We start from the raw sequence: 23254 nt of genomic DNA, 5'->3' as shown, positions 1-23254 counted from the left end.
ACTGCTTCTGCTCAATTTTTGAGCAGGAGAACACAGGGTGATCAGTATGGAAATGATGGGCAAAATCCGCCGGATGTATTTCCGCGACAAGCTGTCGCTGCATGAGATAGCCAAGCGCACCGGGTTGGCGCGCAACACGATTCGCAAGTGGGTCAGAGCACCTGAGGCCAAGCCGCCGGTCTACCAACGCCGCGCGATCTTCAACAAACTCAGCCCTTTTCACACCACGCTGGAGCAGGCGCTAAAGGCCGATTCGCTGCGGCCCAAGCAACAGCGGCGCAGTGCCAAGGCGCTGTTGGCGCAAATCAAAGCCGAAGGTTATGACGGTGGCTACAGCCAGCTCACCGCGTTTATCCGTGCCTGGCGAGGGGGACAGGGCAAGGCGTCGCAGGCCTTTGTGCCGCTGACCTTTGCTCTTGGCGAGGCGTTTCAGTTTGACTGGAGCGAGGAAGGCTTGCTGGTCGGCGGCATTTACCGGCGTATGCAGGTGGCACATCTGAAGCTGTGTGCCAGCCGTGCGTTCTGGCTTGTGGCGTATCCGAGCCAGGGCCATGAGATGTTATTTGACGCCCATACACGCTCGTTCGGCGCCTTGGGCGGCGTGCCGCGCCGGGGCATCTACGACAACATGAAGACCGCCGTCGACAAGGTCAATAAGGGCAAAGGCCGGGCGGTGAATGCACGCTTTGCGGTGATGTGCGCGCATTACCTGTTCGATCCGGACTTCTGCAACGTCGCCGCTGGTTGGGAAAAGGGCATCGTTGAAAAGAACGTGCAAGACAGCCGCAGGCGTATCTGGCTAGACGCCCAGGACTGCCAGTTTCACTCCTTCGAGGAACTCAATGCCTGGCTGGGCCAGCGCTGCCGCGCGCTTTGGAACGAGCTGACGCACCCTCAATACAGCGGTCTGAGTGTGGCCGAAGTGCTGGAGTTGGAGCGCGCTGAACTGATGCCTGTGCCAGCGCCATTCGACGGTTACGTCGAGCGGCCTGCGCGGGTCTCCAGCACCTGCTTGGTCAGCGTCGGGCGCAACCGCTACTCGGTGCCGTGTGAGTACGCGGGTAAGTGGGTCAGCAGCCGTTTGTATCCGACGCGAATCGAGGTGGTGGCTGACGACGCGCTGATCGCCAGCCATGTCCGCTTGCTGGATCGCGACCAGGTCAGCTATGACTGGCAGCACTACCTCCCGCTGATCGAACGCAAGCCCGGTGCGCTGCGCAACGGCGCGCCCTTTGCTGATCTGCCGGCGCCGCTGCGTCAGCTTAAGCACGGTCTGGGGCGTCATGCCGGCGGTGACCGGATCATGGCGCAAGTTCTGGCTGCCGTACCGGTCGCCGGGCTCGATGCCGTGCTGGTAGCCGTTGAGCTGGTACTGGAGAGCGGCAGCCTGAGCGCCGAACACATCCTCAATGTCGTGGCACGGCTGACAGCATCCGAACCACCACCCAGCGTCGAAACCCACTTGTCGCTCAAGGAAGCCCCCGTCGCTAACACGGCGCGCTACGACCGCCTGCGTGGCCAGGCCGAGGAGGTCGGTCATGCGTGATTTGATGGCGGAACTCAAGGAGCTGCGCCTGCACGGCATGGCCACGGCCTGGGCGGAGTTAACTGCTCAGGGTGAGTCGAACACAGCCTCGTCCAAGTGGCTGCTCGAACACCTGCTGGAACAAGAGCACACAGATCGCGCCATGCGCTCGGTGAGCCACCAGATGAACATGGCCAAGCTGCCGATGCACCGCGATCTGGCCGGCTTCGACTTCAGCGCCTCCAGCGCCGACGCTCGCTTGATCAGCGAGCTGGCCAATCTGAGCTTTACCGACACCGCGCAGAACGTGGTGCTGATCGGTGGGCCAGGCACCGGTAAAACCCACCTAGCCACCGCGCTGGCCGTGTCCGGCATCACCCGGCACGGTAAGCGCGTGCGCTTCTACTCCACGGTCGATCTGGTCAATCTGCTGGAGCGCGAAAAACACGACGGCAAAGCCGGGCGGATCGCCCAGGCACTGCTGCGCATGGATCTGGTCATCCTCGACGAACTGGGTTATCTGCCGTTCAGCCAGGCTGGCGGTGCGTTGCTGTTTCACCTGCTGTCCAAGCTGTACGAACACACTAGCGTGGTGATCACCACCAACCTGAGCTTCGCCGAATGGTCGAGCGTGTTCGGCGACGCCAAGATGACCACCGCCCTGCTGGATCGGCTGACCCACCACTGCCACATCGTCGAAACCGGTAACGAGTCCTATCGCCTGCAACACAGTAGCTTGGCGGCCCAGGCCAAGATCAAATCACGGGAGCGAAAGCGTAAGGGCGGCCAGGAACCGGAGGACGATGAGTCGTTCTGATTTCATGGTGACGACGGCCTGCTGCATGGCTGCATGTGGCAGGTCTTCAACAGCTGAACTGGGACAGCGAGGGAGTGGGTTCAAAAGCAGCTGCGCTGGTAGACTTATCCACAGTTGCTGGTAACAAAATCAGCAATCCGCCCTGGGTCAAATTTCAATCGGCAGGGTGGGTCAATTTTCCATCAGCGCCAACACCCAAATAACCCAAGGCATGGGTAAGATCGCATACCGCCTTGGAGACGGATCATCTATTGCAAGCTCGGGTGCGTAGAGGGGCACAAGCACGGCCCGGATCAGCAATCCATTACCGCAGCCAGGCCCTTTCCCTTCCAGGAGAAGCAGCACAGCAGGCGCGCGATGCCGGCTACCGCGCGGATACCCGCCACAATTGATCTACTCGCGTCGTGAAACTCTGGCTCATCAGCTCGCGACGCATGCTCCAGGCGGGGGCTGCTGGTACCACACCAGGTCGCAACGTTCCCCGTCCCCATTTGGCGTTGATCGAATCAAGCACGGCCATCACCTTCTCCGAATTAGCTGGCTGACTGGAGGCGAACAGGTCGTCGGTGAAGGCGTTTACGTCGGGACTAGTCATGCTTCCGCAGTCAGCGGCGAGGTAGTCCCTGAGCTCACTGGAGCCCAGGGTTTCGAAGCAGGCCGTCTTCAGCGTCTTCCTCGATGAATTGACTCTCAAGCCAGCCTTAGCCGCGCTGAGATAAGATCGTCTCGAGCAAACCAGGAAATCGATTGTTCAAATCATCCCTGCGCAACGAGTTCATATGGGTCGTGCCGATGGTTTGGGTTTGGACCAACCCGGCATCTCGCAGCACCCTGAAGTGATGGGACATGGTGGACTTTGGTCGGCCACCGTCCAATTCGCCACAGCTGGCTTCGCCCAGTTCGGCAAGGCGTCGGACGATCTCCAGGCGCACAGGATCGCTCAAGGCGTATAGCAGACGCTCGAGGACGAATTCAGTGACGGGAGGGTGTTTGTAGGGGCGCATGAACGAAGCATACACGGGTTTGCTCTATCTCCATAGTTCGAATACTATCGAATTAACGTAATAGACAACCCTCGGAGAAACCAATGTCTGCGCTGTTCCAACCCTTCACGCTTAAAGACGTCACGCTTCGCAACCGTATTGCGATTCCCCCTATGTGCATGTACTCGTCAAACGATGGCCTGATCAACGAGTGGCACAGTGTTCACTACGCCTCCCTTGCGCGTGGCGGGGCGGGGTTGGTGATTGTCGAAGCAACCGCTGTAGCGCCAGAAGGGCGGATCACTCCTGGCTGTGCGGGTATTTGGAACGATGAGCTGGCCCAGGCCTTCGTACCGGTGGTGCAGTCGATCAAGGCAGCCGGCTCGGTCCCCGGCCTGCAGATCGCCCACGCCGGTCGCAAGGCAAGCGCAAACCGTCCATGGGAAGGCGATGACCACATCGCTGAAGATGACGCCCGTGGCTGGCAGACCATCGCTCCATCGGCCATAGCTTTTGGCGGTCACCTGGCCAAGCAGCCGCAAGCCATGACGCTGGAAGACATTGCCCGTGTGCGTGAGGATTTCGTCGCAGCCGCTCGCCGTGCGCGTGACGCTGGCTTCGAGTGGCTGGAGCTGCATTTCGCCCATGGTTATCTGGCCCAGTCGTTCCTTTCCGAACACTCCAACCATCGCGATGACGCCTACGGCGGCAGTTTCGACAACCGTAGCCGCTTCCTGCTTGAAACGCTGGCGGCTGTTCGTGAGGTTTGGCCGGAGCACCTGCCGCTAACCGCTCGTCTAGGGGTTATCGAATACGACGGCCGGGACGAACAGACGCTGACCGAGGCTATCGAACTGACACGTCGATTCAAAGATGGTGGCCTGGATCTCCTGAGCGTCAGCATTGGTTTCACCATCGCTGAAACCAACATTCCCTGGGCGCCTGGCTTCATGGGCGAAGTTGCCCAGCGCGTGAAGCGTGAGGCGGGGATACCAGTGGCTTCGGCATGGGGCTTCGGCACGCCAAGCGTTGCCGAAGAAGCGGTCAAGAGCGGTCAGCTGGACTTGGCGATGATTGGGCGAGCACATCTGGCCAATCCAAATTGGTCCTATCTTGCCGCCCAAGAGCTGGGCGTAGAGCGTGCGTCCTGGACCTTGCCGGCTCCCTATGCCCACTGGCTTGAACGCTACAAGTGATCCGTCGGGGCGAAGACGGCCGTCATGGCCTAATCGCCCGCTGCCTCAGCGCCGATGTGCGCTGGTGGCTACCTGGCTGGGCCGCTCATGGCTCGGCCCTTCCGATAGATAGCTGAGGATTACGCTATGTCTCGCGTCATACGCTTTCATCGCACCGGTGGACCGGAGGTTCTCCAGATCGACGAGATCGACGTGCCGGCTCCCGGCGCGAACGAGGTTCAAATCAACGTCAGGGCGCTCGGCATCAACCGGGCTGAAGTGATGTACCGCACAGGCCAGTACGTCATCGAACCGACGTTTCCCGCCATGCTGGGCTATGAAGCGGCTGGGACCGTATCTGCAGTGGGTCCCGGTGTGGTCGGCTTCGCTGTTGGCGATGCGGTCAGCGTAGTGCCCGCGTTCTCCTTTGACGAATACGGCTTGTACGGTGAATTGGTCAACGCGCCGGCTCACGCGGTGGTCAAACACCCGGAAGTGCTCTCTTTCACGGAGGCAGCAGCGACCTGGATGAAGTTTGTCACCGCCTATGGCGCATTGATCGAGCTTGGTGGGCTGCAGGCCGGCGAGACGGTGCTAATCCGTGCGGCGTCCAGCAGCGTGGGGCTTGCCGCTATCCAGATTGCGAACATGGTGGGCGCCGTTCCTGTGGCGCTGACCCGCACCAGCGACAAGCGCGAAGCCTTGCTTCAAGCGGGGGCGGCGGCAGTCATCGCGACCCAGGAGCAGGACATGGTGGCTGAGGTCATGACGGTGACTCATGGCAAAGGCGCTCGCATGGCCTTCGATCCCGTTGGCGGACCCGAAGTGGCCTTGGTGCTCAAGGCGCTAGCGAACCACGGCATCTTCTTCCAGTACGGCGCTTTGGACACTCGGGATATCCCTGTGTCGGTCATGGACCTGCTCGGCAAGCATCTGACGCTGCGCGGTTATCAGCTGTTCGAGATCACCCAGAATCGAGAAAAACTCGAACGGGCCAAGCACTTCATCAATGAAGGGCTCGCCTCTGGACAGCTGCGTCCGGTGATCGACCGTACATTCAGCTTCGACGAGATGGCCGAGGCTCACCGGTACATGGAATCGAATGCCCAGGTGGGCAAGATTGTTGTAACGCTGTAAACCACGTTCAGGTCTTCGCGGCATGGCCGGTAGGGTCACCTTCGGTAAGCCCATGCCAGTTCGATGCGTCTTTCACACATGCACAGACAGGAGGTTCGATGACCACCCCACTCACACTGGTTGCCACATTGGTCGCCAAGGCCGGCTCCGAAGATGAGCTCCAGCAGACGCTGCAGGATCTGCAAGGCCCAAGTCGCGCCGAAGCGGACTGCATCCAATACGACTTTCATAAAGATGCAGAACAGCCTCGCACCTTCCATATGGTTGAGCAGTGGCGAGACGAAGCGGCGCTGACTGCGCACGAGGCCACCCCGCATTTCCAGGCAGCGCTGCCGGTTATCGAGCGCGCCGCCGAAAAATTCTCCGTCATGAAAATGTACCGCGTCTCCTGAGGAGCTCCGAATGAAAGCGATTGCACACTTCAAATGCCTGCCTGTTGAGAACCCTGACGCCCTCGTGGAGATCGATCTACCCGAGCCAGTGCCGGGGCCGCGCGACCTGCTGGTAGAAGTCAAGGCCGTATCGGTCAACCCGGTCGATACCAAAGTCCGCCAGGGCTACGTGCCGCATACAGACGAAACACAGCCGCGCATCCTCGGTTGGGACGCTGCCGGCGTGGTCAAGTCGGTCGGTTCCGACGTAACGCTGTTCAAGCCCGGTGACAAGGTGTGGTACGCCGGGTCGCTGATCCGCCCGGGCAGCAACAGTGAGTTGCAGCTGGTAGACGAGCGCATTGTCGGATCGATGCCACAGTCGCTGGAGTTCGCCCAGGCCGCGGCGCTTCCCCTGACGTCTCTGACCGCTTGGGAATTGCTATTTGATCGCCTCGGCGTAGCGCGCGACACCACCGACCGTGGCGAAACGCTGCTGATCATTGGCGCTGCAGGCGGGGTGGGTTCAATCATGACTCAGCTGGCGCGTCAGTTGACCGGCCTGACCGTCATTGGTACGGCTTCGCGCCCTGAAACCCAGGCCTGGGTCACCGAACTCGGCGCCCATTACGTGATCGATCACACCAAACCACTGAGCGAAGAGCTCAAGCGCATCGGCCTTCCGCAGGTCAGCTACGTCGCAAGCCTGACGCAGACCGATCGGCATTACGAGCAGATCATCGAGTCACTGAAGCCACAGGGCAGGTTGGGCCTGATCGATGACCCGGCCACGCTGGACGTCGTACCGCTCAAACGCAAGAGCCTGTCGCTGCACTGGGAGCTGATGTACACGCGCTCGCTGTACGAGACCGAGGACATGCAGGAGCAGCACAACATCCTCAATGAAGTGGCCCGCCAGATCGATGCGGGTGTGTTGCGCACCACCGTTGGCGAAAACTACGGGCGTATCAGCGCCGAAAACCTACGTCGCGCCCATGCCTTGCTGGAGAGCGGCAAGGCAAAGGGCAAGATCGTTCTGGAGGGCTTCTGACGGTATCTGGCTACCGGCTCATGCGGTAGGTAGCCAATGCTGGATTCAAGAGTAGCGCCCATGAGCGATTCAGTGAGCGCCTTGAAATGCCTCCTATTGAGATCGTCTCGCAAGACCATCACCCAGCCGTCAACGACTTCATCCGAAACGTCCAACTAATAGGAACCCCATATGAACAACGCTACCGGCTATGCCGTCGATATCTCGGGATCGAGGTAGATGACGCTTTGGAAACGGCAGAGCAGACGTTTGGCCATGCATAAAGCACTGAATCCCAAACCGCATTTACGACAAGCAGACAGAATGTTGACATTGTAGACAGTCGGTCTAATGTATTCCCATGACTACTTCAAAGCCCCAAGCCCGCCGTGGCCGACCACCCAAAGTCGCGAGAGGCTTTGACGACACTCGCGAGGCATTACTGTGTTGCGGCATGGAAGTGCTGACCGAACAGGGTTTTGCCGCCACCGGCATAGATGCCGTCCTGAAGCGCGTGCGCGTACCAAAGGGTTCGTTCTATCACTACTTCGACAGTAAGGAAGCCTTCGTCCAAGAGGTGCTGCAGCGCTATGCCGCTTATTTCGCGCGCAAACTGGATCGCTGGCTGCTGGACGATCAGGTACCGCCCCTGCAACGCCTGAGCAATTTCGTCGATGATGCCAAAGCCGGCATGGCCAAGCATGAGTTTCGCCGAGGTTGTCTGGTCGGCAACCTTGGTCAGGAGATCACGGCACTACCCGCCAGTTTTCGCCAAGCACTGGAGGATGTCCTCCTCGACTGGCAAGACCGGCTGGCCAATTGCCTGGTTCAGGCAGTCAACCACGGGCAGCTGGAGCCCGACAGCGATTGCGATGCGCTTGCCGCTTATTTCTGGATTGGCTGGGAAGGCGCAGTACTACGCGCCAAGCTGGCGCAGAACGCCCAACCACTAGACACCTTTGCCAAGGGCTTTCTGGCCGGTGCCGCGAGGTAGTGTTTTTTCGACCATTTAAAGACGATCAGTCTAAATAAGGAGAGACCATGTTCCACGCATTACTCATCGAGAAAAACGACGACAACTATCAGACGCGGCTGACCGAGCTTGATGACTCGCAGCTGCCTGAGGGCGACGTTACCGTGCGCGTCGAGTACAGCACGCTCAACTACAAGGATGGTCTCGCCATCAGCGGACGTAGTCCGGTGGTACGGCGGTTCCCCATGGTTCCTGGCATTGACCTGGCAGGCGTTGTCGAAGCCAGCGATCATGCTCGTTACAAGGTTGGCGACCGGGTGTTACTCAATGGTTGGGGCGTTGGTGAGACGCACTGGGGGGGCCTTGCTCAAAAAGCCAGGCTTAAAGGTGACTGGCTGATTCCCCAGCCCGCTCAACTGAGCGCACGGCAGGCCATGGCAATCGGTACTGCCGGTTATACCGCCATGCTGAGCCTGATCGCACTGGAGCGTCACGGCTTGTCACCAGAGAGTGGTGAAGTGCTGGTCACAGGTGCCAATGGTGGGGTTGGTAGCTTTGCCATCGCACTGCTAGCCAAGCGCGGTTATTCGGTAACCGCTTCAACCGGTCGTCCGGCCGAAGCTGACTATCTGAAGCACCTGGGTGCTAGCACAATCATCGATCGAGCCGAGCTGGGTAGCCCAGGGCGCCCCCTGGCAGCAGAGCGCTGGGCAGCAGTAATCGACTCGGTGGGTAGCTATACTCTGGCCAATGCCTGCGCCAGCACACGTGCAGATGGCGCCGTTGCGGCATGCGGCCTGGCCCAGGGCATGGATTTCCCAGCCACTGTCGCCCCCTTTATCCTGCGCGGGGTCAGCTTGCTGGGAATCAACAGTGTGACCCGCCCCTATGAGGAACGGGTAACGGCTTGGCAGCGCCTGTCCTCAGAATTGGGCTTGGCGCTACTGGATGAAATGACTCGGGAGATCGCGCTCAGCGAGGCCATTGACATGGCCCATGATCTGCTCAATGGCAAAGTCCGAGGGCGCGTTGTGGTTGATGTCAACCGTTACTGATACCCCTGCTTTTAACAAAGCCCTTCCTGGGTTCGGCTCCCCTGACCTGACCCAGGCCGCCTGATCTAGGTCGGTTGGCACTTGAAGCCGTTGCTAACCGGCCTGACGAGCCCTTCAGGAATGTCGATTTTATCGAGCCTTAACACTCGCCAACCAGCCCTGTACGGATGGTATTTCGCGACAAGCCTTGGCTTCACTGGCCCATCACACTGTTAAACCATTGTAAACGACCGCTATTGGCCGAAACCAGCCATCGCCCCCCGTCAGCGATGAACGCGCCCCTGGGGCCAAGACGGCACCGGCCGGCTCGATGCGCAGCATGCCAGCGCGACCCGGCCCAGCCGGGTGACGTCTAATCTTGCTCTTTTGCTCTTTTGCTCTTTTGCTCTTTCGCTGTTGCTCTAACTCACACCCGTCGGAGACCCCGCCCCCCACCGCGACCTCACGCACCTACTCACACCGGGCGTTTGCCGCTACAGTGCAGGCAGCCCCGTAGTCTGTTGCAAGGATCGCCGTCCGGATGGCTTCACCGTCTCAACCCAAAAGCCTGATCTTCGATCTGGAAGTCGCCCCCGGCAATGCCGACCAACCTGACCGCATCTTCATGGTCGGTGCCCTACGCCCCGACACGGGCGAGGAACTCGAACGCAAGGTCGACAAGGACCTGCCCAGCGTCCTCGATGCACTGGACAGCCTGGGGCAGGGCGCAAGCTTCGTGCTCGGCCACAACGTCATCGACCATGACCTGCCGATCCTCAAACAGCAGGCCCCAGACCTTGCCCTGCACGGGCTCCCGGTGATCGATACCCTGCGCCTATCGCCCCTGGCCTTTCCGCAAAACCCGTATCACCGCCTGGTCAAGGACTACAAACTCATTCGTGACAGCCTCAACTCACCACTGACCGACTGCCGTTCCACGCTCACCCTGTTCAACGACCAGCGCATGGCCTTCGCCGAGCTCAACACGAGCCACCAGGCCGAGCTCCTGTGCTACCAGACGCTACTGGCTCCAACACTCAAAAGTGACTTGGGCTCGTTCTTTGCCTCGCTCAGCGGCAAAAGCCCCAAACCGGTCACCGAACTACGCAGCCTCATCCCCGAGCTTCTCAGAGAAACCGACCCGACCCTGACCCGTGCCTTCAAGGTCTGCAGCACCCGCCTGGAGCAGCTGCTCGAAACCGACCTGCTGGACGAGTCCCTGCATTGGCCCCTGGCCTATGCCCTGGCCTGGCTACGGGTCTCGGGCGGCAACTCGGTGCTGGCCCCCTGGGTACGTCACCAGTTTCCAGAAGTGGGCCGCCTGATCGCCGAGCTGCGCGACACGCCCTGCGGGCAAGCGAACTGCGGTTACTGCAGCACCACCCACGACCCACGCCACGAGCTCAAGCGTTACTTCGGCTTCGACGACTTTCGTACCGAACCTGACGGCCGCACCCTGCAGCACGACGTGGTGTTGGCGGGCATGCAGGGCAAGCACGTGTTGGCCATTCTCGCGACGGGAGGGGGCAAATCGCTGTGCTACCAGCTCCCGGCGCTGAACCGTTTTCATCGCAACGGCAGTCTCACGGTGATCATCTCGCCGCTGCAGTCACTTATGAAGGACCAGGTCGATGGCCTGCTGGCCCGCAACGTCCAATGCGCCGCCACCCTCAATGGCCTGCTAACCATGCCCGAGCGGGCCGAGGTGCTGGAGAAGATTCAGCTGGGGGACGTGGGCATCTTGCTGGTCTCGCCCGAGCAATTTCGCAACAAGGCCTTCCGCCGGGCCATTGCCCAGCGCCAGGTCGGTGCCTGGATCTTCGACGAGGCCCACTGCCTGTCCAAATGGGGCGCGGACTTTCGCCCGGACTACCTCTACGTCTCGCGCTTCATCAAGCAGTTCACAGGTGACGGTGAGCTGGCCGCCATCGGTTGCTTCACCGCCACGGCCAAGCCCGATGTGCTGGAAGACATCGTGCTGCACTTCAAGGACCAGCTCGACATCACCTTCGAGCGCTTCATCGGGACCCACGAGCGCACCAATCTGCACTTCGAGGTACTGCCTTGCGCCCGAGCCGAGAAGCGCCACCACACCCAGGCGCTGCTCGAGGACGAACTGGGTCGGAACGAGGGCGGGGCAGTGGTCTTCGTCTCCAGCCGCAAGGGTGCCGAGGAACTGGCGGACTTCCTGATTGGCCATGGCTGGGCCTGCAAGTACTTTCATGCCGGGCTCGAGCCCCACGAGAAAAAGGACATTCAGGACGCATTCAAGAGCGGCGAGCTCAAGATCATCGTGGCCACCAATGCCTTCGGCATGGGCGTGGACAAGTCCGACATTCGCCTGGTCGTGCATGCCGACATTCCAGGTTCGCTGGAAAACTACCTGCAGGAAGCCGGCCGGGCGGGGCGCGACCAAGGCGAGGCGCGCTGCGTGCTGCTGTACGACGCCCAGGACATCGAAAACCAGTTCGGCATGTGCGAGGGCTCGAAACTGACCCTGCGCGACATTCAGCAGATCCTGCGCAAACTGCGTAAGGAGAGCGAGCGGCGCAAGGGCGGCAAAGTCGTCATCACCGCCGGCGAAGTGCTGATGGACGAGCAGGTCGAGACGAGCTTCGAAGCCGGTGAGCGCGACGCCGAAACGAAGGTCGTCACCGCCGTGGCGTGGCTCGAGCGTGGGCAGTTTCTAAGGCGTGAGGAAAACCAGACCCAGATCTTCCCCGCGAGCCTGAAGCTCTCGAAAGAAGAGGCCGACAAGCGCCTGGCCAATGCCAAGTTACCCGCCCGTAGGCTGGAAGAGTTCAAGGCCATTCTGAGTTTTCTCTATGACGCGAGTGCGGATGAGCGCATCAACACCGACGCGCTGATGGCCCTGACCAGCCTGACCTCCGAAGAGGTCACCGCGACCCTGCGGCAGATGGAAGATTTAGGCCTGCTGGTCAACGACTCCAAGCTCACCCTCTACGTGCGCCACGGCGTGGTCGGACCGTCCACACAGCGCCTGCAAGCCACGCTTGAGCTCGAGTCGGCGCTGTTCGATCTCTTGCAGGAGCAGGCACCCGAGGCCGAGAGCGGCGACTGGCAGGATCTGAACCTGCCGTTGCTGACCGCAGCGCTCAAAACCGCCACGGGCAATCAGGAACTCATACCGCTGCACGTACTGCGTCTGCTCCGGAGCCTGGCTCAGGATCACGACAGCGAAACGCAACTGCGCAGCAGCTTCGAGCTGCGCCAGATCAGCCAGGACTTTCTCAAGCTGCGCATCCGCGGTGGGTATAACTGGCGGGGCATTCAAGGGTTGGGGGAGCGCCGTCGCGCCCTCGCCGCGGTGGTGCTGCCGTTTCTGATCGGCAAGCTGCCGCCAGGCTCGCGCAGCAAGGATCTGTTGGTCGACACCACGTTTGGTGAACTCATGGACCTGATCGACCAGGACCTGGACCTGCGCAGCCGCATCCCGGAATCCCAGCGCCGCAAAGCCATTGAGCACGTGCTGCTCTATCTGCACAAACAAGACGTACTGACCCTCAACCACGGCATGACGGTGATGCGTCGCGCCATGACCATCGAAGTCGAGCCGGACAAGCGCACCGGGTACCTCAAAGACGACTATCAGCGCCTGGACGAGCACTACCGCGAGAAGCGCATTCAGGTGCACGTGATGCGCGAGTATGCCGAGGTTGCACTGGGCTCGATGCGCGAAGCCCGCGACCTGGTGAAGCACTACTTCACCCTGGCCAAACAGGAGTTTATCCGACGCTACTTCGCCGGGCGCGAGGAGGTGCTCAAGCTTGCCACCAGCGAAGAGTCCTGGCGCAGCATCGTCGAGAAGCTGAGCGCCGCGCAGCGGGTCATCGTCTCCGATGACGATGACGTCAACCGCCTGGTGCTGGCAGGCCCCGGCTCGGGCAAGACACGGGTCATCGTTCACCGCATTGCCTATCTGCTACGCGTACGCCGGGTTCCGGCACGCTGCATCGTGGCGCTGACCTTCAACCGGCATGCGGCCAACGAGATCAAGCAGCGCCTGCTGAGGCTGGTTGGGCCCGATGCGTTCGGGGTCAACGTCATGACCTACCACCGCATGGCCATGCGCCTAACGGGAACCCGCTTCGAACGCGGCGAGACGGTCGAGGAGGGGCGGCTCGCCCAGGTGATGAGCGAGGCCGTCGAGCTGCTCGAAGGCAAGCGTCAGGTCGAGGGCGAGGATGACCTGCGCGAACAGTTGATGCGCGGGTACCGCTACATCCTAGTCGACGAATACCAGGACATCGACGACCTGCAATACCGCCTGGTCAGTGCGCTGGCCGGGCGCAAGGCCGAGGAAGAAGGGCGCCTGTGCATCTTGGCGGTGGGCGACGACGACCAGAACATCTATGCCTGGCGCGACACCAACAACCGCTACATCGAGCGCTTTCGCGAAGACTACTCGGCGTCGACCAGCTATCTGGTCGATAACTACCGCTCCAGTGCCTGCATCATCGAAGCCGCCAACAGTGTCATCGGGCGTAACCCCGATCGCCTGAAACAGGATCACCCCATTCAGATCGACACGGCCCGTCGTGAGCGACCCAAAGGTGGCGACTGGGAGAGCCTGGATCCGGAGCGGGCAGGGTGGGTGCTGCGTTTGAGGGTCGACGCCGAAGACGACACACGCGCAAACGTTCAGGCCCAAGCAGCGATGGCCGAGCTGCAACGGCTGCTCACACTGGACCCCGAGGATTGGCAGGGCTGCGCCGTACTGGCGCGCACCCACCAGTACCTGCTCCCGGTTCAGGCGTGGTGCGAGGCGCACGGCGTGCAGTACTGCCTGGCCGCGGACAAGGACAGTGCATTGCCACTTACGGCCCAACGGGGCTTTGTGCGCGCGGTCGAAGGGCTCCGCGCGATCACCGAACCGGTCACGGCCGCCGAAGCATGGGTGCCTCTGAGCGAGACGGCCTTGGTGCCGGATTGGTACGGCTTCTTCATGACCGCATTCGAACAGCTTACTGCTGAGTTCGGGCAATGCCCGCTCGCCGCCCACACGCTGATCGACTGGCTATACGACTACGCACGCGAGCTGCGCCAACAACCAAAGCAGGGGCTGTACCTGGGCACGGTGCACTCGGCCAAGGGGCTGGAGTTTCGGCACGTGGTAGTCTTGGACGGTGGCTGGTCATCGCAGCCCGACACCCTGAGCGACGAGCGCCGACTTTATTACGTGGGCATGACCCGCGCCGAGCAGACCCTAACCCTATGTGAATTTCCGGGAGGCAATCCCTTCGTACGCAACCTAACCCAAGAGGTGATAGGTAAGCGCTTCGTCGGCGAGCCCATCCCAGAACTCGAGAAGCGCTACCTGCAGCTCTCGCTCAAGGACATCGACCTGGATTTTGCTGGACGCCAGCCATCAAGCTCGACCGTCCACAGAGCACTTGCAAGCCTCGAGCCGGGCGATCTCCTCACAATCCAGCCGCAGGACGACCGCTTCCTGATCCTGGACGCCCACGATCGAATCGTTGGCCGCACCGCCAAGTCCTTCGAGCTCGACCTCGATGTCGAGCACTGCGAAGTGGCAGCGATTCTGGTACGCCACACCGATCGGTGTGATGAGCAGTACCGGGCCTGGCACAAGTGCGAGCAGTGGGAGTTGGTGGTGCCGCTGCTTACCGCCTGGCGAAAAAAATGAACGTGGGTCGCCCTGACCCGTACCTCGTACTCACTGGAAAGATCATGCCTTCAGAGTTATTTGACCTCGCACCACACGATAACCGCTGGTTCCCTTGGGTAGAAATCGCAGAGTGCTTCTGGCCCGGCAGAGGACGACGGTCACAGACGATTAACCCGAGCTTGGCCAGCATTAAGAACGCGGCGGGTATCTATTGTATAGCTTGGGCACCTATATCCACGATTCCCGCTCCAGATGAAGCGAATTTGCAATACGTCGGGCAAACGAAAAATTTTAAAGCACGCATGGCTCAGTTTGCCTCATCGGCAGGAATCTTTTGGGATGACCGTTATGCCGGCCATTCGGCAGCCTGGCGCTGGCCGCAAGGAGAGACTGCTCAAATGCAGATTGCATTCTTTCCGATCCAGCCCGAGCCGGACCACATGCTAACTGGGCGTTTGTTTTGGTATGAAGCGTTGGCTATAAACGCCTATTTTCAGAAGCACGACAACACTCTGCCACCTCTTAACGTGATCAAAAGTCCGGACCCGGTTGTGTTTGTTTAGCAGCTTGCTACTGTGAGCATGCTCCCGGTGTTGCCAGGCTCGGAGCCGCAGCTACAAGCACATATGCGCATCATCATGACTGTAAGTCTTTCAGAGGGTAGTTGCGTCGGATCGCTGACAGTGGCGGTCGCGCAATGTAAGCCTTATGTCCAGGCGACAGCTCAAGCTCCCGAGCCGAATCAACGCCTTAAGAAATGGGCACGTCCTGTAGCAAGCAGTAGAGAATGTTAGATGTAGGCGGGAATCCTGTAGAAAACACGGGAGCAGAACAATGACGACGGTATACGAACGCACCCGTAGCGTTGTGCAGACGCGTGAGTTTTTGCAGGTTCTGTCCAAGGATAAGAGCCTTCCTGAGAGCATACGACGTCAGGCAGAAACACTGCTTAGGCACTACCCAACAGCCGAATCCATCTGGTTGGCTGGTCGGGTGGAAGAGCGATCAAAGGAAGAACTCTCGCTGTTAGCAGACAAGCATGGTCCCATGCATCCAGTGCTAGTTAGCTGGCTGCTGAGTGATCCTATTTTCTGTGGCCGCGAGGTCGACCCAAGTAGTAACACAAGGGATGGTCTGAAAAAGACTTCCCGAATCTGGTGAAATACGCCGATCCCGTTGCCCGAGTTTCCCGATGAAGCAAATGACCTTCGCCGACGCCGAGTACGCCGGCAAGCGCAAGCAGACCCGCAAAGAGTTGTTCCTGATCGAGATGGATCAGGTGGTGCCGTGGAAGGGTTTGATTGCCCTGATCGAGCCGCACTACCCCAAGGATGAAGGTGGTCGTCCGGCGTATCAGCTGATGGCGATGCTGCGCGTACATTTGATGCAGAACTGGTTCGGCTACAGCGATCCAGCGATGGAGGAGGCGCTGTACGAGACCACAATCTTGCGCCAGTTTGCCGGGCTGAACCTAGAGCGTATTCCCGACGAAACCACCATCCTCAATTTCCGTCGCCTGCTGGAGAAGCACGAGTTGGCGGCCGGGATTCTGGCGGTGATCAATGGTTACCTGGGCGATCGGGGCCTGTCGCTGCGCCAGGGCACCATCGTCGATGCCACGCTGATCCATGCGCCGAGTTCGACCAAGAACAAGGACGGTAAGCGTGACCCGCAAATGCACCAGACCAAGAAGGGCAATCAGTATTACTTCGGCATGAAGGCCCACATCGGCGCGGATGCCGAGTCTGGCCTGGTGCACAGCGTGGTGGGGACGGCAGCCAACGTTGCTGACGTTACCCAGGTCGACAAACTGCTGCATGGAAAGGAAAACATGGTCGGCGCCGACGCGGGTTACACCGGCGTAGAGAAACGCCCGGAACATGAAGGCCGGGAGGTGATCTGGCAGATTGCGGCCCGCCGCAGTATGTACAAGAAGCTGAGTAAGCGCAGTGCGCTGTACAAAGCCAAGCGCAAGATCGAGAAATCCAAGGCCCAGGTGCGCGCCAAAGTCGAGCACCCGTTCCGGGTGATCAAGCGCCAATTCGGCTACGTGAAGACACGCTTCCGTGGCCTGGCGAAGAACACCGCGCAGTTGGTGACACTGTTCGCGCTGTCGAACCTGTGGATGGCGCGCCGACATTTGCTGACGAATGCAGGAGAGGTGCGTCTGTAAAGCGGGAAATGGCCGGCGCGAGGTGCTCGCGCCGGCTATAAATCCGGAAAGAGGGGATGATTTGATCGTTTTTTAGCCGAATCACCGTTTTGAAATCGGCAAGGGCTGGAGTCAGCCAGAAATACCTGACTACTTCAGACCATCCCAAGCTAAAAAGTCCACGATATACCGAGTTTTAGTTCTGAGCGCTTTCTCACTAAACGTTATCAGGGCTTCGAATCCTGAGCCAGCGGGATCCAGGTTATTGGATTTTCACCTCCGGATACTAAGCAAAACAGGTAAAGCGTTCTCCATTTCTTGAAGACTACTGCTGGGAGTTTTCTATCCTTAATTCGGTGTGCTGGTGCTAAGGCGAAGAAATTTCGAAATTGCGCATTCTAGGGCGAGATTATCCAAAATTTGTGCTCAAACGACAGGGAGCAGTGAGAGTTTCGCAGGAAAAGTCTCGAATTTTAGCAGTCGCATGGCCAGCTGGGCCGGGGTTTTAGACTCACTACCGGCTGAGGAAGACAAGATTTAAACCGGGGCAAAATACCTAGGTTTGGATGTTTAGGTGCTTAGAATTCGGATCTTCACTTCCAGGTACTCAAGCGCCGAGGATACGGAGCTGGCAGACGCAACCTATATCAAATTTAACATAATATAGATTATGCGAACTCGCAGGATATTCCTGCAGGTGCTCGGCCAGTCACTTTTATCGCTCGTCGACTCTGCAGTTGACGTGCCGATTGCACTCGCTTCGATTGCATTCACGCTCGTCCACGGAATGCTGCGCGAAATTCGCTGGGCTTGAGGCCAGCCTGCTTTCTGAAGAATCGGCTGAAATACGCAGCGTCGGCGTAGCCCAGGTCATGGGCGATCTGCTGGATGTTCAATGCGGTATATGCAAGCTGTCGTTGTGCTTCGCGCACGATGCGTTCGTTGATGACGGCTGTCGGTGATTCGCCGAGTTCTTCGCGGCAGGCTCTGCCCAGCGTGGCCGGCGTGATGCCCAGCGCTTCGGCATACAGTGCGAGCGGCCAATGCTGCTTGAAGTGCTGATCGATCAGTTCGCGGAACTGACCCAGCAATGCCGAGCGTCTGCCGTTGGCCGGCCTTGCAGTCAGGGTCGGCTGATTGAGCCGTGTGATCTGTACCAGCAAGGCGATCAGCAAGGCATGGCCGGCCGCCACGTTGTCGCGTTCCTGGCCTTGCGCTTCGTTCTGAATCAGCTGAATCAGTGGCCAGATAGGTTCCGTGCCATCCGCAATCCAGGGCAAGGGAATCACCACCGGACGCTGCATCATTGCCAGCAGATCGCTGGAGAGAATACGTGCCATGGACTCCAGCGGCCGTTGCGCTGCGGTGATGACCGGACCATCGGTCTCCGCGCTATAGCGAAACGCATGCACGGTGCGTTGCGGCAGCAGGATCAGGCACGGCGCATGGAAAGCCATGCGACTGTTCTCCAGCGATAGCATGCTGTGGTTCGTTTCCGGCTGGCAGCACGGCTACGGCGGCGTGTTCATTGCCGCCGTGGCGGGTTGCTTCTTCGCCAGTCAGGACAACCCGGCGCCATTCATCAGGTCGTTTCTGGCCGCCACACTGGTCTCAATCAGCGCCGCCGGCATCTACCTGTTCGCGCTAATGCCCAACGTGCACGACTTCGGCAGCCTGGCCACGCTGCTCGCCGGGCCGTTGCTGCTGCTCGGTACGCTCGCCGGTCGTCCGCAGCATGCCGGAACGGTGATCCTGGTGGCGGTCCAGACGATCTCCAGCATCACCATCCAGCGTGCCTACCAGGCGGATTTTCAACTGTTCGCCGATATTGCCCTGTCCACTGCCTTGGGCGTGGTGTTCGCCCTGGTCTGGGCGCGGTTGACCCGTCCGTTCGGCACGCTCTGGGCCGCGCGTCGGCTAGTACGCCACGGCTGGCAGAATCTGGCGCAGCTCGCGGACCTGAGCCGCGGCGCCAATACGGTCGCCAGCGCATCGGCGTTCGTCGATCGTATCGCTCAGCTGCTTCCTCGACTGACACAACTCGGTGACCAGGGCCTGGCGCTGAACGATGTCACCCGCGAGCTGCGGGTCTGCTTTCGCTTGCTGGAATTGCGCGAGCTGCGCCCAAGCGGCCCCCTGCGCCAACAGCTGACGCCGGTGCTGACGATGATTCAGACCTATTTTCGCGATTGCGCCATGGCGCAGCGTGAACTGCCGCCCCCGGCCGACCTGCGCCATGCCTTGGAAAGCACCGTTGTGCGTCTGCAGCAGGAGGCCCGGCAGGCGGCGCAAGCCCTCCACGGCCTGCGGCTGGCCCTGTTCCCGGACGCGCCGGCCAGCGTGCCGTGTCGACCATCCACCGGGCCCGCTGACGCAGGTGCCTTCGCATGACGGGCCATCTCAATCTCTACGGCGTCTATGTGCCAGTCCTGCTGGTGACAATGCTGGCGGCCTATGGCCTGAAGAGCCTATTGGCCGCGCTGTTGCAGCGTGTCGGCTTCTACCGCTGGGTCTGGCACCCGCCGCTGTTCAATCTTGCCCTGTACATCATCGTGCTCGGCGCCCTGTTCTATTTCGTAGCGCGGATTTGAATCGTGAAGAACTGGATACCCACCGCCGGCTCGGTACTGCTGACCCTGCTGGCTGTAGCCATCGCCACCGTCGTCAGCCTGCACCTGTGGGACTACTACATGGAAGCGCCCTGGACCCGTGATGGGCATGTACATGCCGATATCGTCCAGGTCGCGCCGGATGTGTCCGGGCTGGTCACCGAACTGCGGGTGCGCGACAACCAGCGTGTCACGCGTGGCCAGGTACTGTTCGTGATCGATCGGGCGCGCTTCCAGCTGGCCGTCGACGAAGCGCAGGCCACCGTGCTGGAGCGCCGCGCACAGCTGGAGCAGGCGCAGCGCGAAGCCCGACGCAACCGCGTGCTGAAGGATCTGATCGCCGCCGAGACGGTGGAAATCGGCGACACCCAGGTCAAGCGGGCCGAAGCGGCACTGGCAACCGCCGAGGCGGCCCTTGGCGTGGCGCAGCTGGACCTGGAGCGCACCACCGTACTCAGTCCCGTGGACGGCTATCTGGGCGACCAGACCATGCGGGTCGGCGACTACGTGAAAACCGGCACGCCGGTGCTGTCCATCGTCGACACCAACTCCCTGCGCGTCGAAGGCTACTTCGAGGAAACCAAGCTGCACGCCATCGGGATAGGCCAGCCGGTAGACATCCACGTCATGGGCGAAACGCAGCACCTGCGCGGCCACGTGCAGAGCATCGCCGCCGGTATCGAGGATCGTGACCGGGTCCGCGGCAACTCGCTGCTGCCTAATATCGACCCGAGTTTCAACTGGGTGCGCCTGGCGCAGCGGATTCCGGTGCGGGTAGTGCTCGACGAAGGCCAGCCGAGCGACATCCGCCTCGTGGTCGGCCGCACGGCTACCCTCTCGGTGCTGCCGTGGCCGGCCGCCGACGCGAGCAGCGCGACACCATGAGCCGCTACCTGTACCCCGCCCTGCCCCTGCTCGTCACGCTGCTCGCCGCTTGCAGTGCGGTCGGCCCGGACTACCGCGTACCGGACCAGGCCGTGGTGCGCCAGGCTGCAGCGCAGGCGCCATTCGATACGCTCGGCAATCCAGAAGTCGAACAGACGCCGCTGCCGGACGGCTGGTGGCAGCTGTACGACGATCCCCTGCTCGACAGACTGGTGCGCGAGGCACTGGCGGGCAACCGTGACATACGCCAGGCCTATTACAACCTGCGTCAGGCCTATCAGGGCTTCCAGATGGCCCATCACGCCCAGGAAGTGGTGGTGGGTGGCGACGGTTCACTGGCGCGCGGCCAGCTGTCCAGCGAGGCGCTGGCGCTGGAAGAGAAGCTGCCGGTGATGAACCTGGCCGATGCCGGCCTCGCCGTGAGCTATCAGCTGGACCTGTTCGGCCGGCTGCGGCGCGGCGCCGAAGCAGCCGGTGCAACAGCCGACGCCAGTGCGTCGCTGCTCGAGGCGGCACGCATCAGTGCGGTAGCCGGCGTCGTGCGCAGCTACATGACGGCCTGTCATGCCGGCGAAGAGCTGGCCATCGCCCAACACTCGCTGGCGATCCAGCAGCGCCAGCTTGAGGTGGCCTCCCGCCTGCTCGCTGGCGGCCGCGGCAATGAAGTGGATGTTGCCCGCGCCCGAGCGCAGGTCGAGACCCTGCGCGCCGAGCTGCCTCCCTTCGAGGCGAAGAAGGCCGCGGCGCTGTATCGGCTCGCCGCCCTGCTCGGTCACACACCGGGCGAGCTGCCTGAAGCCGCCGCGGCCTGCAACCACGCCCCACAGCTGAGTCAGCCGATCCCGCTTGGTGACGGCGCCGCCCTGCTCCGCCGACGCCCCGACATTCGCGCAGCCGAACGTAGCCTGGCCGCGGCCACGGCACAGATCGGCGTGGTCACGGCGATGATGTACCCACAGATCAGTCTCGGCGGCAAGGCAGGCTACACCGGCATGCTCGAACACCTCGGCGATGCGGTGACACAGCGCTGGGCATTCGGCCCTTCGATCAGCTGGCACTTTCCAACCCAGGTCGATCGGGCTCGGGTGCGTGCCATGGAGGCCGGAGCAGACGCCGCCCTCGCCCGCTTCGACGGTGTGGTGCTGGAGGCACTGAGGGAAACCCAGACCCTGCTCAGCCGCTATGCGCATGATCTGCAGCGCGACCAGGCATTGCACGAGGCGCGTGACGCGGCTCGCAACGCCGCCGATCACACCCGCCGGCTGTACCAGGAGGGTCGCCTGGGTTATCTCGACAGCCTGGACGCCGAGCGCACCCTGGCCACCGCCCAGGCCGCGCTGGCCGCCTCGCAGGCGCAGCTTTCACTGGATCAGGTCGACCTGTTCCTTGCCCTAGGTGGAGGCTGGCGCACGAGCCAGCCTCCCGCCGCCAGCCAGGAGGACGACGGTTGATGGACATGCTGCATGCGATGCGCGCCTTCGTCCGGGTCGTCGACGCCGGTAGCTTCACCGCGGCAGCCAGGCAGACCGACACCTCCACGGCGCAGGTGTCGCGCCTGGTCAGCGAGCTGGAGAACCATCTGCACGCCCGCCTGCTGCAGCGCACCACCCGGCGTCTGGCGCTGACCGAGGTCGGTGCACGCTTTCTCGAGCGTGCCCGCGAGATACTGGCGCAGCTCGATGACGCCCGGCAGGAAGCCTGTGGCGCGCACCTCACGCCGCGCGGTCGCCTGCGGGTGCACTCCACCACCGGCCTCGGCATCCAGCTCCTGTCCGGCCTCGCCGGGCACTACTGCGAGCGCTATCCGGAGGTCAGCCTCGATCTGAGCCTGTCCCAACGCCAGCCGGACCTGCTGGAAGCCGGGCTGGACGTGATCATCACCCTGTCTCGTGACCTGCCCGACTCGGAATTGATCGCCCAGCGGCTCGGGCCGGTGTTTCACGTCGTCTGCGCCGCACCGAGCTATCTCCAGCGGCATGGCGTGCCGCGACGGCCGACCGATCTGCATAACCACCGCTGCCTGCGGCTGCTCGATCCGGTGTTCGCCGACGACTGGCACTTCGTCGGCGACGGCGTCGAAGAGGTGATCCGCCCCGGCGAGACGTTCAAGGTGAATGTCGCCGAAGCCATGGCCAGCGCCGCCGAAGCCGGCATGGGTATCTGCCTGCTGCCTGACTACGTGGCGGCGCCGGCGCTGCAGCGCGGGACGCTGGTGCGCCTGCTGCCGCAGTACCGCCTGCAGGAAAAGCAGATTCATGCGCTCTACCCCTCCCGCCGCTTTCTCGACGCGAAGATCAGGACCTGGCTGGACTTTCTCGCTCAGGCACTGCCGCGCGCCTTCGACGACTATCACCGGGTGCTGCGGGACGAGACGCATTGGGCCTGAACGATTGTTGCGCGCTCGGTAAAGGTGTTTCACCGGCGGCGCGGTTTTTCCGGCCCAGCGCGCTTCCTAGAATTGGCGGGTGGCAGCGGACGGGCAACCCTCAGTTCCGCATTGCTGGCCGAATTGCTCCGTCGGCCAGCCGTCCGGCCACCTTCAGGCTGCTCCCCTCGTGGCAGCCTTGTTTATTCCTGACGCCCGCTGCTCGGCGGGCGCCGCTTGCAAGACCTGCCAATGCCCGTCGAAGCGTCTCGGGCGTGCAGGCGTTTCTGGAGGTTACCCGTGAAAAGACTGATCTGGATCGCCGCCCTGGCTTTCAGCGCCCAGCTGGCGCATGCCGCCGATGAGCCCAAGCCCTACCAGTACGGCGACAAGCTCGACATCGCCAAGGTCGTCTCGATGGACGTGCCCGCAGGCGGCTGCGAGATCGTGCAGGCCAGGATGACGTACGTGGACTCCAAAGGCGAAACCCACGAAACCACCTACCTGCGTCAGGGTCCGGACTGCATGGACCACTGAAAACGAAGTGC

General features: G+C 61.5%; 18 protein-coding genes and 3 pseudogenes. 18 read left to right on the top strand and 3 right to left on the bottom strand.

The window, feature by feature from the left end:
* Positions 1 to 46 precede the first annotated feature (46 nt).
* Together istA and istB are read left to right on the top strand one after the other, a co-directional pair.
* The gene (gene istA / locus P5703_RS09415; RefSeq protein WP_141239078.1) at positions 47 to 1546 is read left to right on the top strand and encodes an IS21-like element ISPst3 family transposase; all 1500 of its coding nucleotides are present in this window, start codon (positions 47 to 49) and stop codon (positions 1544 to 1546) included.
* Entirely contained in the window at positions 1539 to 2342 is an 804-nt protein-coding gene (istB, locus tag P5703_RS09410) for an IS21-like element ISPst3 family helper ATPase IstB (RefSeq protein WP_013983152.1), read from the top strand. The genes istA and istB overlap by 8 nt, the downstream gene beginning before the upstream one ends.
* A 364-nt stretch (positions 2343 to 2706) precedes the next feature.
* Here the strand turns inward: istB and P5703_RS09405 are convergent.
* Together P5703_RS09405 and P5703_RS09400 are read right to left on the bottom strand one after the other, a co-directional pair.
* Positions 2707 to 2913 (bottom strand): annotated as a pseudogene (locus P5703_RS09405) (DUF4113 domain-containing protein); the annotation flags it as partial.
* 130 nt (positions 2914 to 3043) lie between these two features.
* Positions 3044 to 3346 carry an ArsR/SmtB family transcription factor gene (locus P5703_RS09400; RefSeq protein WP_025297873.1) on the bottom strand — a complete coding sequence of 101 codons (303 nt, stop codon included), beginning with the start codon at positions 3344 to 3346 and terminating at the stop codon, positions 3044 to 3046.
* 83 nt (positions 3347 to 3429) lie between these two features.
* On the opposite strand from P5703_RS09400, the gene P5703_RS09395 reads away from it, so the two are divergent.
* From P5703_RS09395 to P5703_RS09350, 10 genes are all read left to right on the top strand, one after another.
* The gene (locus tag P5703_RS09395) at positions 3430 to 4521 is read left to right on the top strand and encodes an NADH:flavin oxidoreductase/NADH oxidase (RefSeq protein ID WP_013983157.1); all 1092 of its coding nucleotides are present in this window, start codon (positions 3430 to 3432) and stop codon (positions 4519 to 4521) included.
* Between the two features lie 126 nt (positions 4522 to 4647).
* A complete protein-coding gene (locus P5703_RS09390) occupies positions 4648 to 5637 on the top strand; it encodes a zinc-dependent alcohol dehydrogenase family protein (RefSeq protein WP_033999986.1) in 990 nt (329 codons plus the stop codon).
* A 98-nt stretch (positions 5638 to 5735) separates the two neighbouring features.
* Positions 5736 to 6029 (top strand): putative quinol monooxygenase, encoded by a 294-nt coding sequence (locus tag P5703_RS09385; protein WP_033999984.1) that lies wholly within the window; start codon positions 5736 to 5738, stop codon positions 6027 to 6029.
* Positions 6030 to 6039: 10 nt separating this feature from the next.
* Entirely contained in the window at positions 6040 to 7059 is a 1020-nt protein-coding gene (locus tag P5703_RS09380; protein WP_003288728.1) for a zinc-binding alcohol dehydrogenase family protein, read from the top strand.
* 340 nt (positions 7060 to 7399) lie between these two features.
* On the top strand, positions 7400 to 8032 hold the full coding sequence (gene acuR / locus P5703_RS09375) for an acrylate utilization transcriptional regulator AcuR (protein WP_078465107.1): 633 nt from the start codon (positions 7400 to 7402) through the stop codon (positions 8030 to 8032).
* A 47-nt stretch (positions 8033 to 8079) separates the two neighbouring features.
* Entirely contained in the window at positions 8080 to 9066 is a 987-nt protein-coding gene (gene acuI, locus P5703_RS09370; protein WP_003288722.1) for an acrylyl-CoA reductase (NADPH), read from the top strand.
* Positions 9067 to 9586: 520 nt separating this feature from the next.
* On the top strand, positions 9587 to 14713 hold the full coding sequence (locus P5703_RS09365) for a RecQ family ATP-dependent DNA helicase (RefSeq protein ID WP_023100444.1): 5127 nt from the start codon (positions 9587 to 9589) through the stop codon (positions 14711 to 14713).
* Positions 14714 to 14757: 44 nt separating this feature from the next.
* Complete coding sequence (locus tag P5703_RS09360) at positions 14758 to 15258, top strand: hypothetical protein (RefSeq protein ID WP_124078992.1); 501 nt, start codon at positions 14758 to 14760, stop codon at positions 15256 to 15258.
* A gap of 271 nt (positions 15259 to 15529) precedes the next feature.
* Positions 15530 to 15856: a BPSL0761 family protein gene (locus P5703_RS09355; protein WP_283222622.1), complete on the top strand. Its 327-nt coding sequence runs from the start codon at positions 15530 to 15532 to the stop codon at positions 15854 to 15856.
* Between the two features lie 31 nt (positions 15857 to 15887).
* Entirely contained in the window at positions 15888 to 16868 is a 981-nt protein-coding gene (locus P5703_RS09350; RefSeq protein ID WP_074198750.1) for an IS5-like element ISPst5 family transposase, read from the top strand.
* 749 nt (positions 16869 to 17617) lie between these two features.
* Here P5703_RS09350 and P5703_RS09345 read toward each other — a convergent pair.
* Positions 17618 to 18325, bottom strand: a pseudogene (locus P5703_RS09345) (helix-turn-helix domain-containing protein); the annotation flags it as partial.
* On the opposite strand from P5703_RS09345, the pseudogene P5703_RS09340 reads away from it, so the two are divergent.
* The 6 genes and pseudogenes from P5703_RS09340 to P5703_RS09315 all read left to right on the top strand — a co-directional run.
* Positions 18324 to 19238: pseudogene (locus P5703_RS09340) on the top strand (FUSC family protein); the annotation flags it as partial. The pseudogenes P5703_RS09345 and P5703_RS09340 sit on opposite strands and share 2 nt — an antisense overlap.
* Complete coding sequence (locus P5703_RS09335) at positions 19235 to 19438, top strand: DUF1656 domain-containing protein (protein WP_049338722.1); 204 nt, start codon at positions 19235 to 19237, stop codon at positions 19436 to 19438. The pseudogene P5703_RS09340 and the gene P5703_RS09335, both read left to right, overlap by 4 nt.
* 3 nt (positions 19439 to 19441) lie before the next feature.
* A complete protein-coding gene (locus tag P5703_RS09330) occupies positions 19442 to 20341 on the top strand; it encodes an efflux RND transporter periplasmic adaptor subunit (RefSeq protein WP_108241741.1) in 900 nt (299 codons plus the stop codon).
* Positions 20338 to 21792, top strand: a complete 1455-nt coding sequence (locus P5703_RS09325) for an efflux transporter outer membrane subunit (RefSeq protein WP_285531424.1) — start codon at positions 20338 to 20340, stop codon at positions 21790 to 21792. The genes P5703_RS09330 and P5703_RS09325 overlap by 4 nt, the downstream gene beginning before the upstream one ends.
* On the top strand, positions 21792 to 22727 hold the full coding sequence (locus P5703_RS09320) for a LysR family transcriptional regulator (protein ID WP_285586296.1): 936 nt from the start codon (positions 21792 to 21794) through the stop codon (positions 22725 to 22727). Before P5703_RS09325 ends, P5703_RS09320 begins: the two co-directional genes overlap by 1 nt.
* Positions 22728 to 23006: 279 nt before the next feature.
* Positions 23007 to 23243, top strand: a complete 237-nt coding sequence (locus tag P5703_RS09315) for a DUF2790 domain-containing protein (protein WP_013982800.1) — start codon at positions 23007 to 23009, stop codon at positions 23241 to 23243.
* The last annotated feature ends 11 nt before the right edge of the window (positions 23244 to 23254 follow it).

It is taken from the genome of Stutzerimonas sp. FeSN7 (assembly GCF_030263795.1).
In the GTDB taxonomy this organism is placed as follows: domain Bacteria; phylum Pseudomonadota; class Gammaproteobacteria; order Pseudomonadales; family Pseudomonadaceae; genus Stutzerimonas; species Stutzerimonas stutzeri.
Note: the sequence above shows the minus strand (reverse complement) of the source record. Positions and strands in the feature narration are given on the sequence as shown.

Coding starts and splice junctions, on each gene's coding strand:
- istA (WP_141239078.1), top strand. CDS start 47: ATGGAAATGATGGGCAAAATCCGCCGGATGTATTTCCGCGACAAGCTG.
- istB (WP_013983152.1), top strand. CDS start 1,539: ATGCGTGATTTGATGGCGGAACTCAAGGAGCTGCGCCTGCACGGCATG.
- P5703_RS09400 (WP_025297873.1), bottom strand. CDS start 3,346: ATGCGCCCCTACAAACACCCTCCCGTCACTGAATTCGTCCTCGAGCGT.
- P5703_RS09395 (WP_013983157.1), top strand. CDS start 3,430: ATGTCTGCGCTGTTCCAACCCTTCACGCTTAAAGACGTCACGCTTCGC.
- P5703_RS09390 (WP_033999986.1), top strand. CDS start 4,648: ATGTCTCGCGTCATACGCTTTCATCGCACCGGTGGACCGGAGGTTCTC.
- P5703_RS09385 (WP_033999984.1), top strand. CDS start 5,736: ATGACCACCCCACTCACACTGGTTGCCACATTGGTCGCCAAGGCCGGC.
- P5703_RS09380 (WP_003288728.1), top strand. CDS start 6,040: ATGAAAGCGATTGCACACTTCAAATGCCTGCCTGTTGAGAACCCTGAC.
- acuR (WP_078465107.1), top strand. CDS start 7,400: ATGACTACTTCAAAGCCCCAAGCCCGCCGTGGCCGACCACCCAAAGTC.
- acuI (WP_003288722.1), top strand. CDS start 8,080: ATGTTCCACGCATTACTCATCGAGAAAAACGACGACAACTATCAGACG.
- P5703_RS09365 (WP_023100444.1), top strand. CDS start 9,587: ATGGCTTCACCGTCTCAACCCAAAAGCCTGATCTTCGATCTGGAAGTC.
- P5703_RS09360 (WP_124078992.1), top strand. CDS start 14,758: ATGCCTTCAGAGTTATTTGACCTCGCACCACACGATAACCGCTGGTTC.
- P5703_RS09355 (WP_283222622.1), top strand. CDS start 15,530: ATGACGACGGTATACGAACGCACCCGTAGCGTTGTGCAGACGCGTGAG.
- P5703_RS09350 (WP_074198750.1), top strand. CDS start 15,888: ATGAAGCAAATGACCTTCGCCGACGCCGAGTACGCCGGCAAGCGCAAG.
- P5703_RS09335 (WP_049338722.1), top strand. CDS start 19,235: ATGACGGGCCATCTCAATCTCTACGGCGTCTATGTGCCAGTCCTGCTG.
- P5703_RS09325 (WP_285531424.1), top strand. CDS start 20,338: ATGAGCCGCTACCTGTACCCCGCCCTGCCCCTGCTCGTCACGCTGCTC.
- P5703_RS09320 (WP_285586296.1), top strand. CDS start 21,792: ATGGACATGCTGCATGCGATGCGCGCCTTCGTCCGGGTCGTCGACGCC.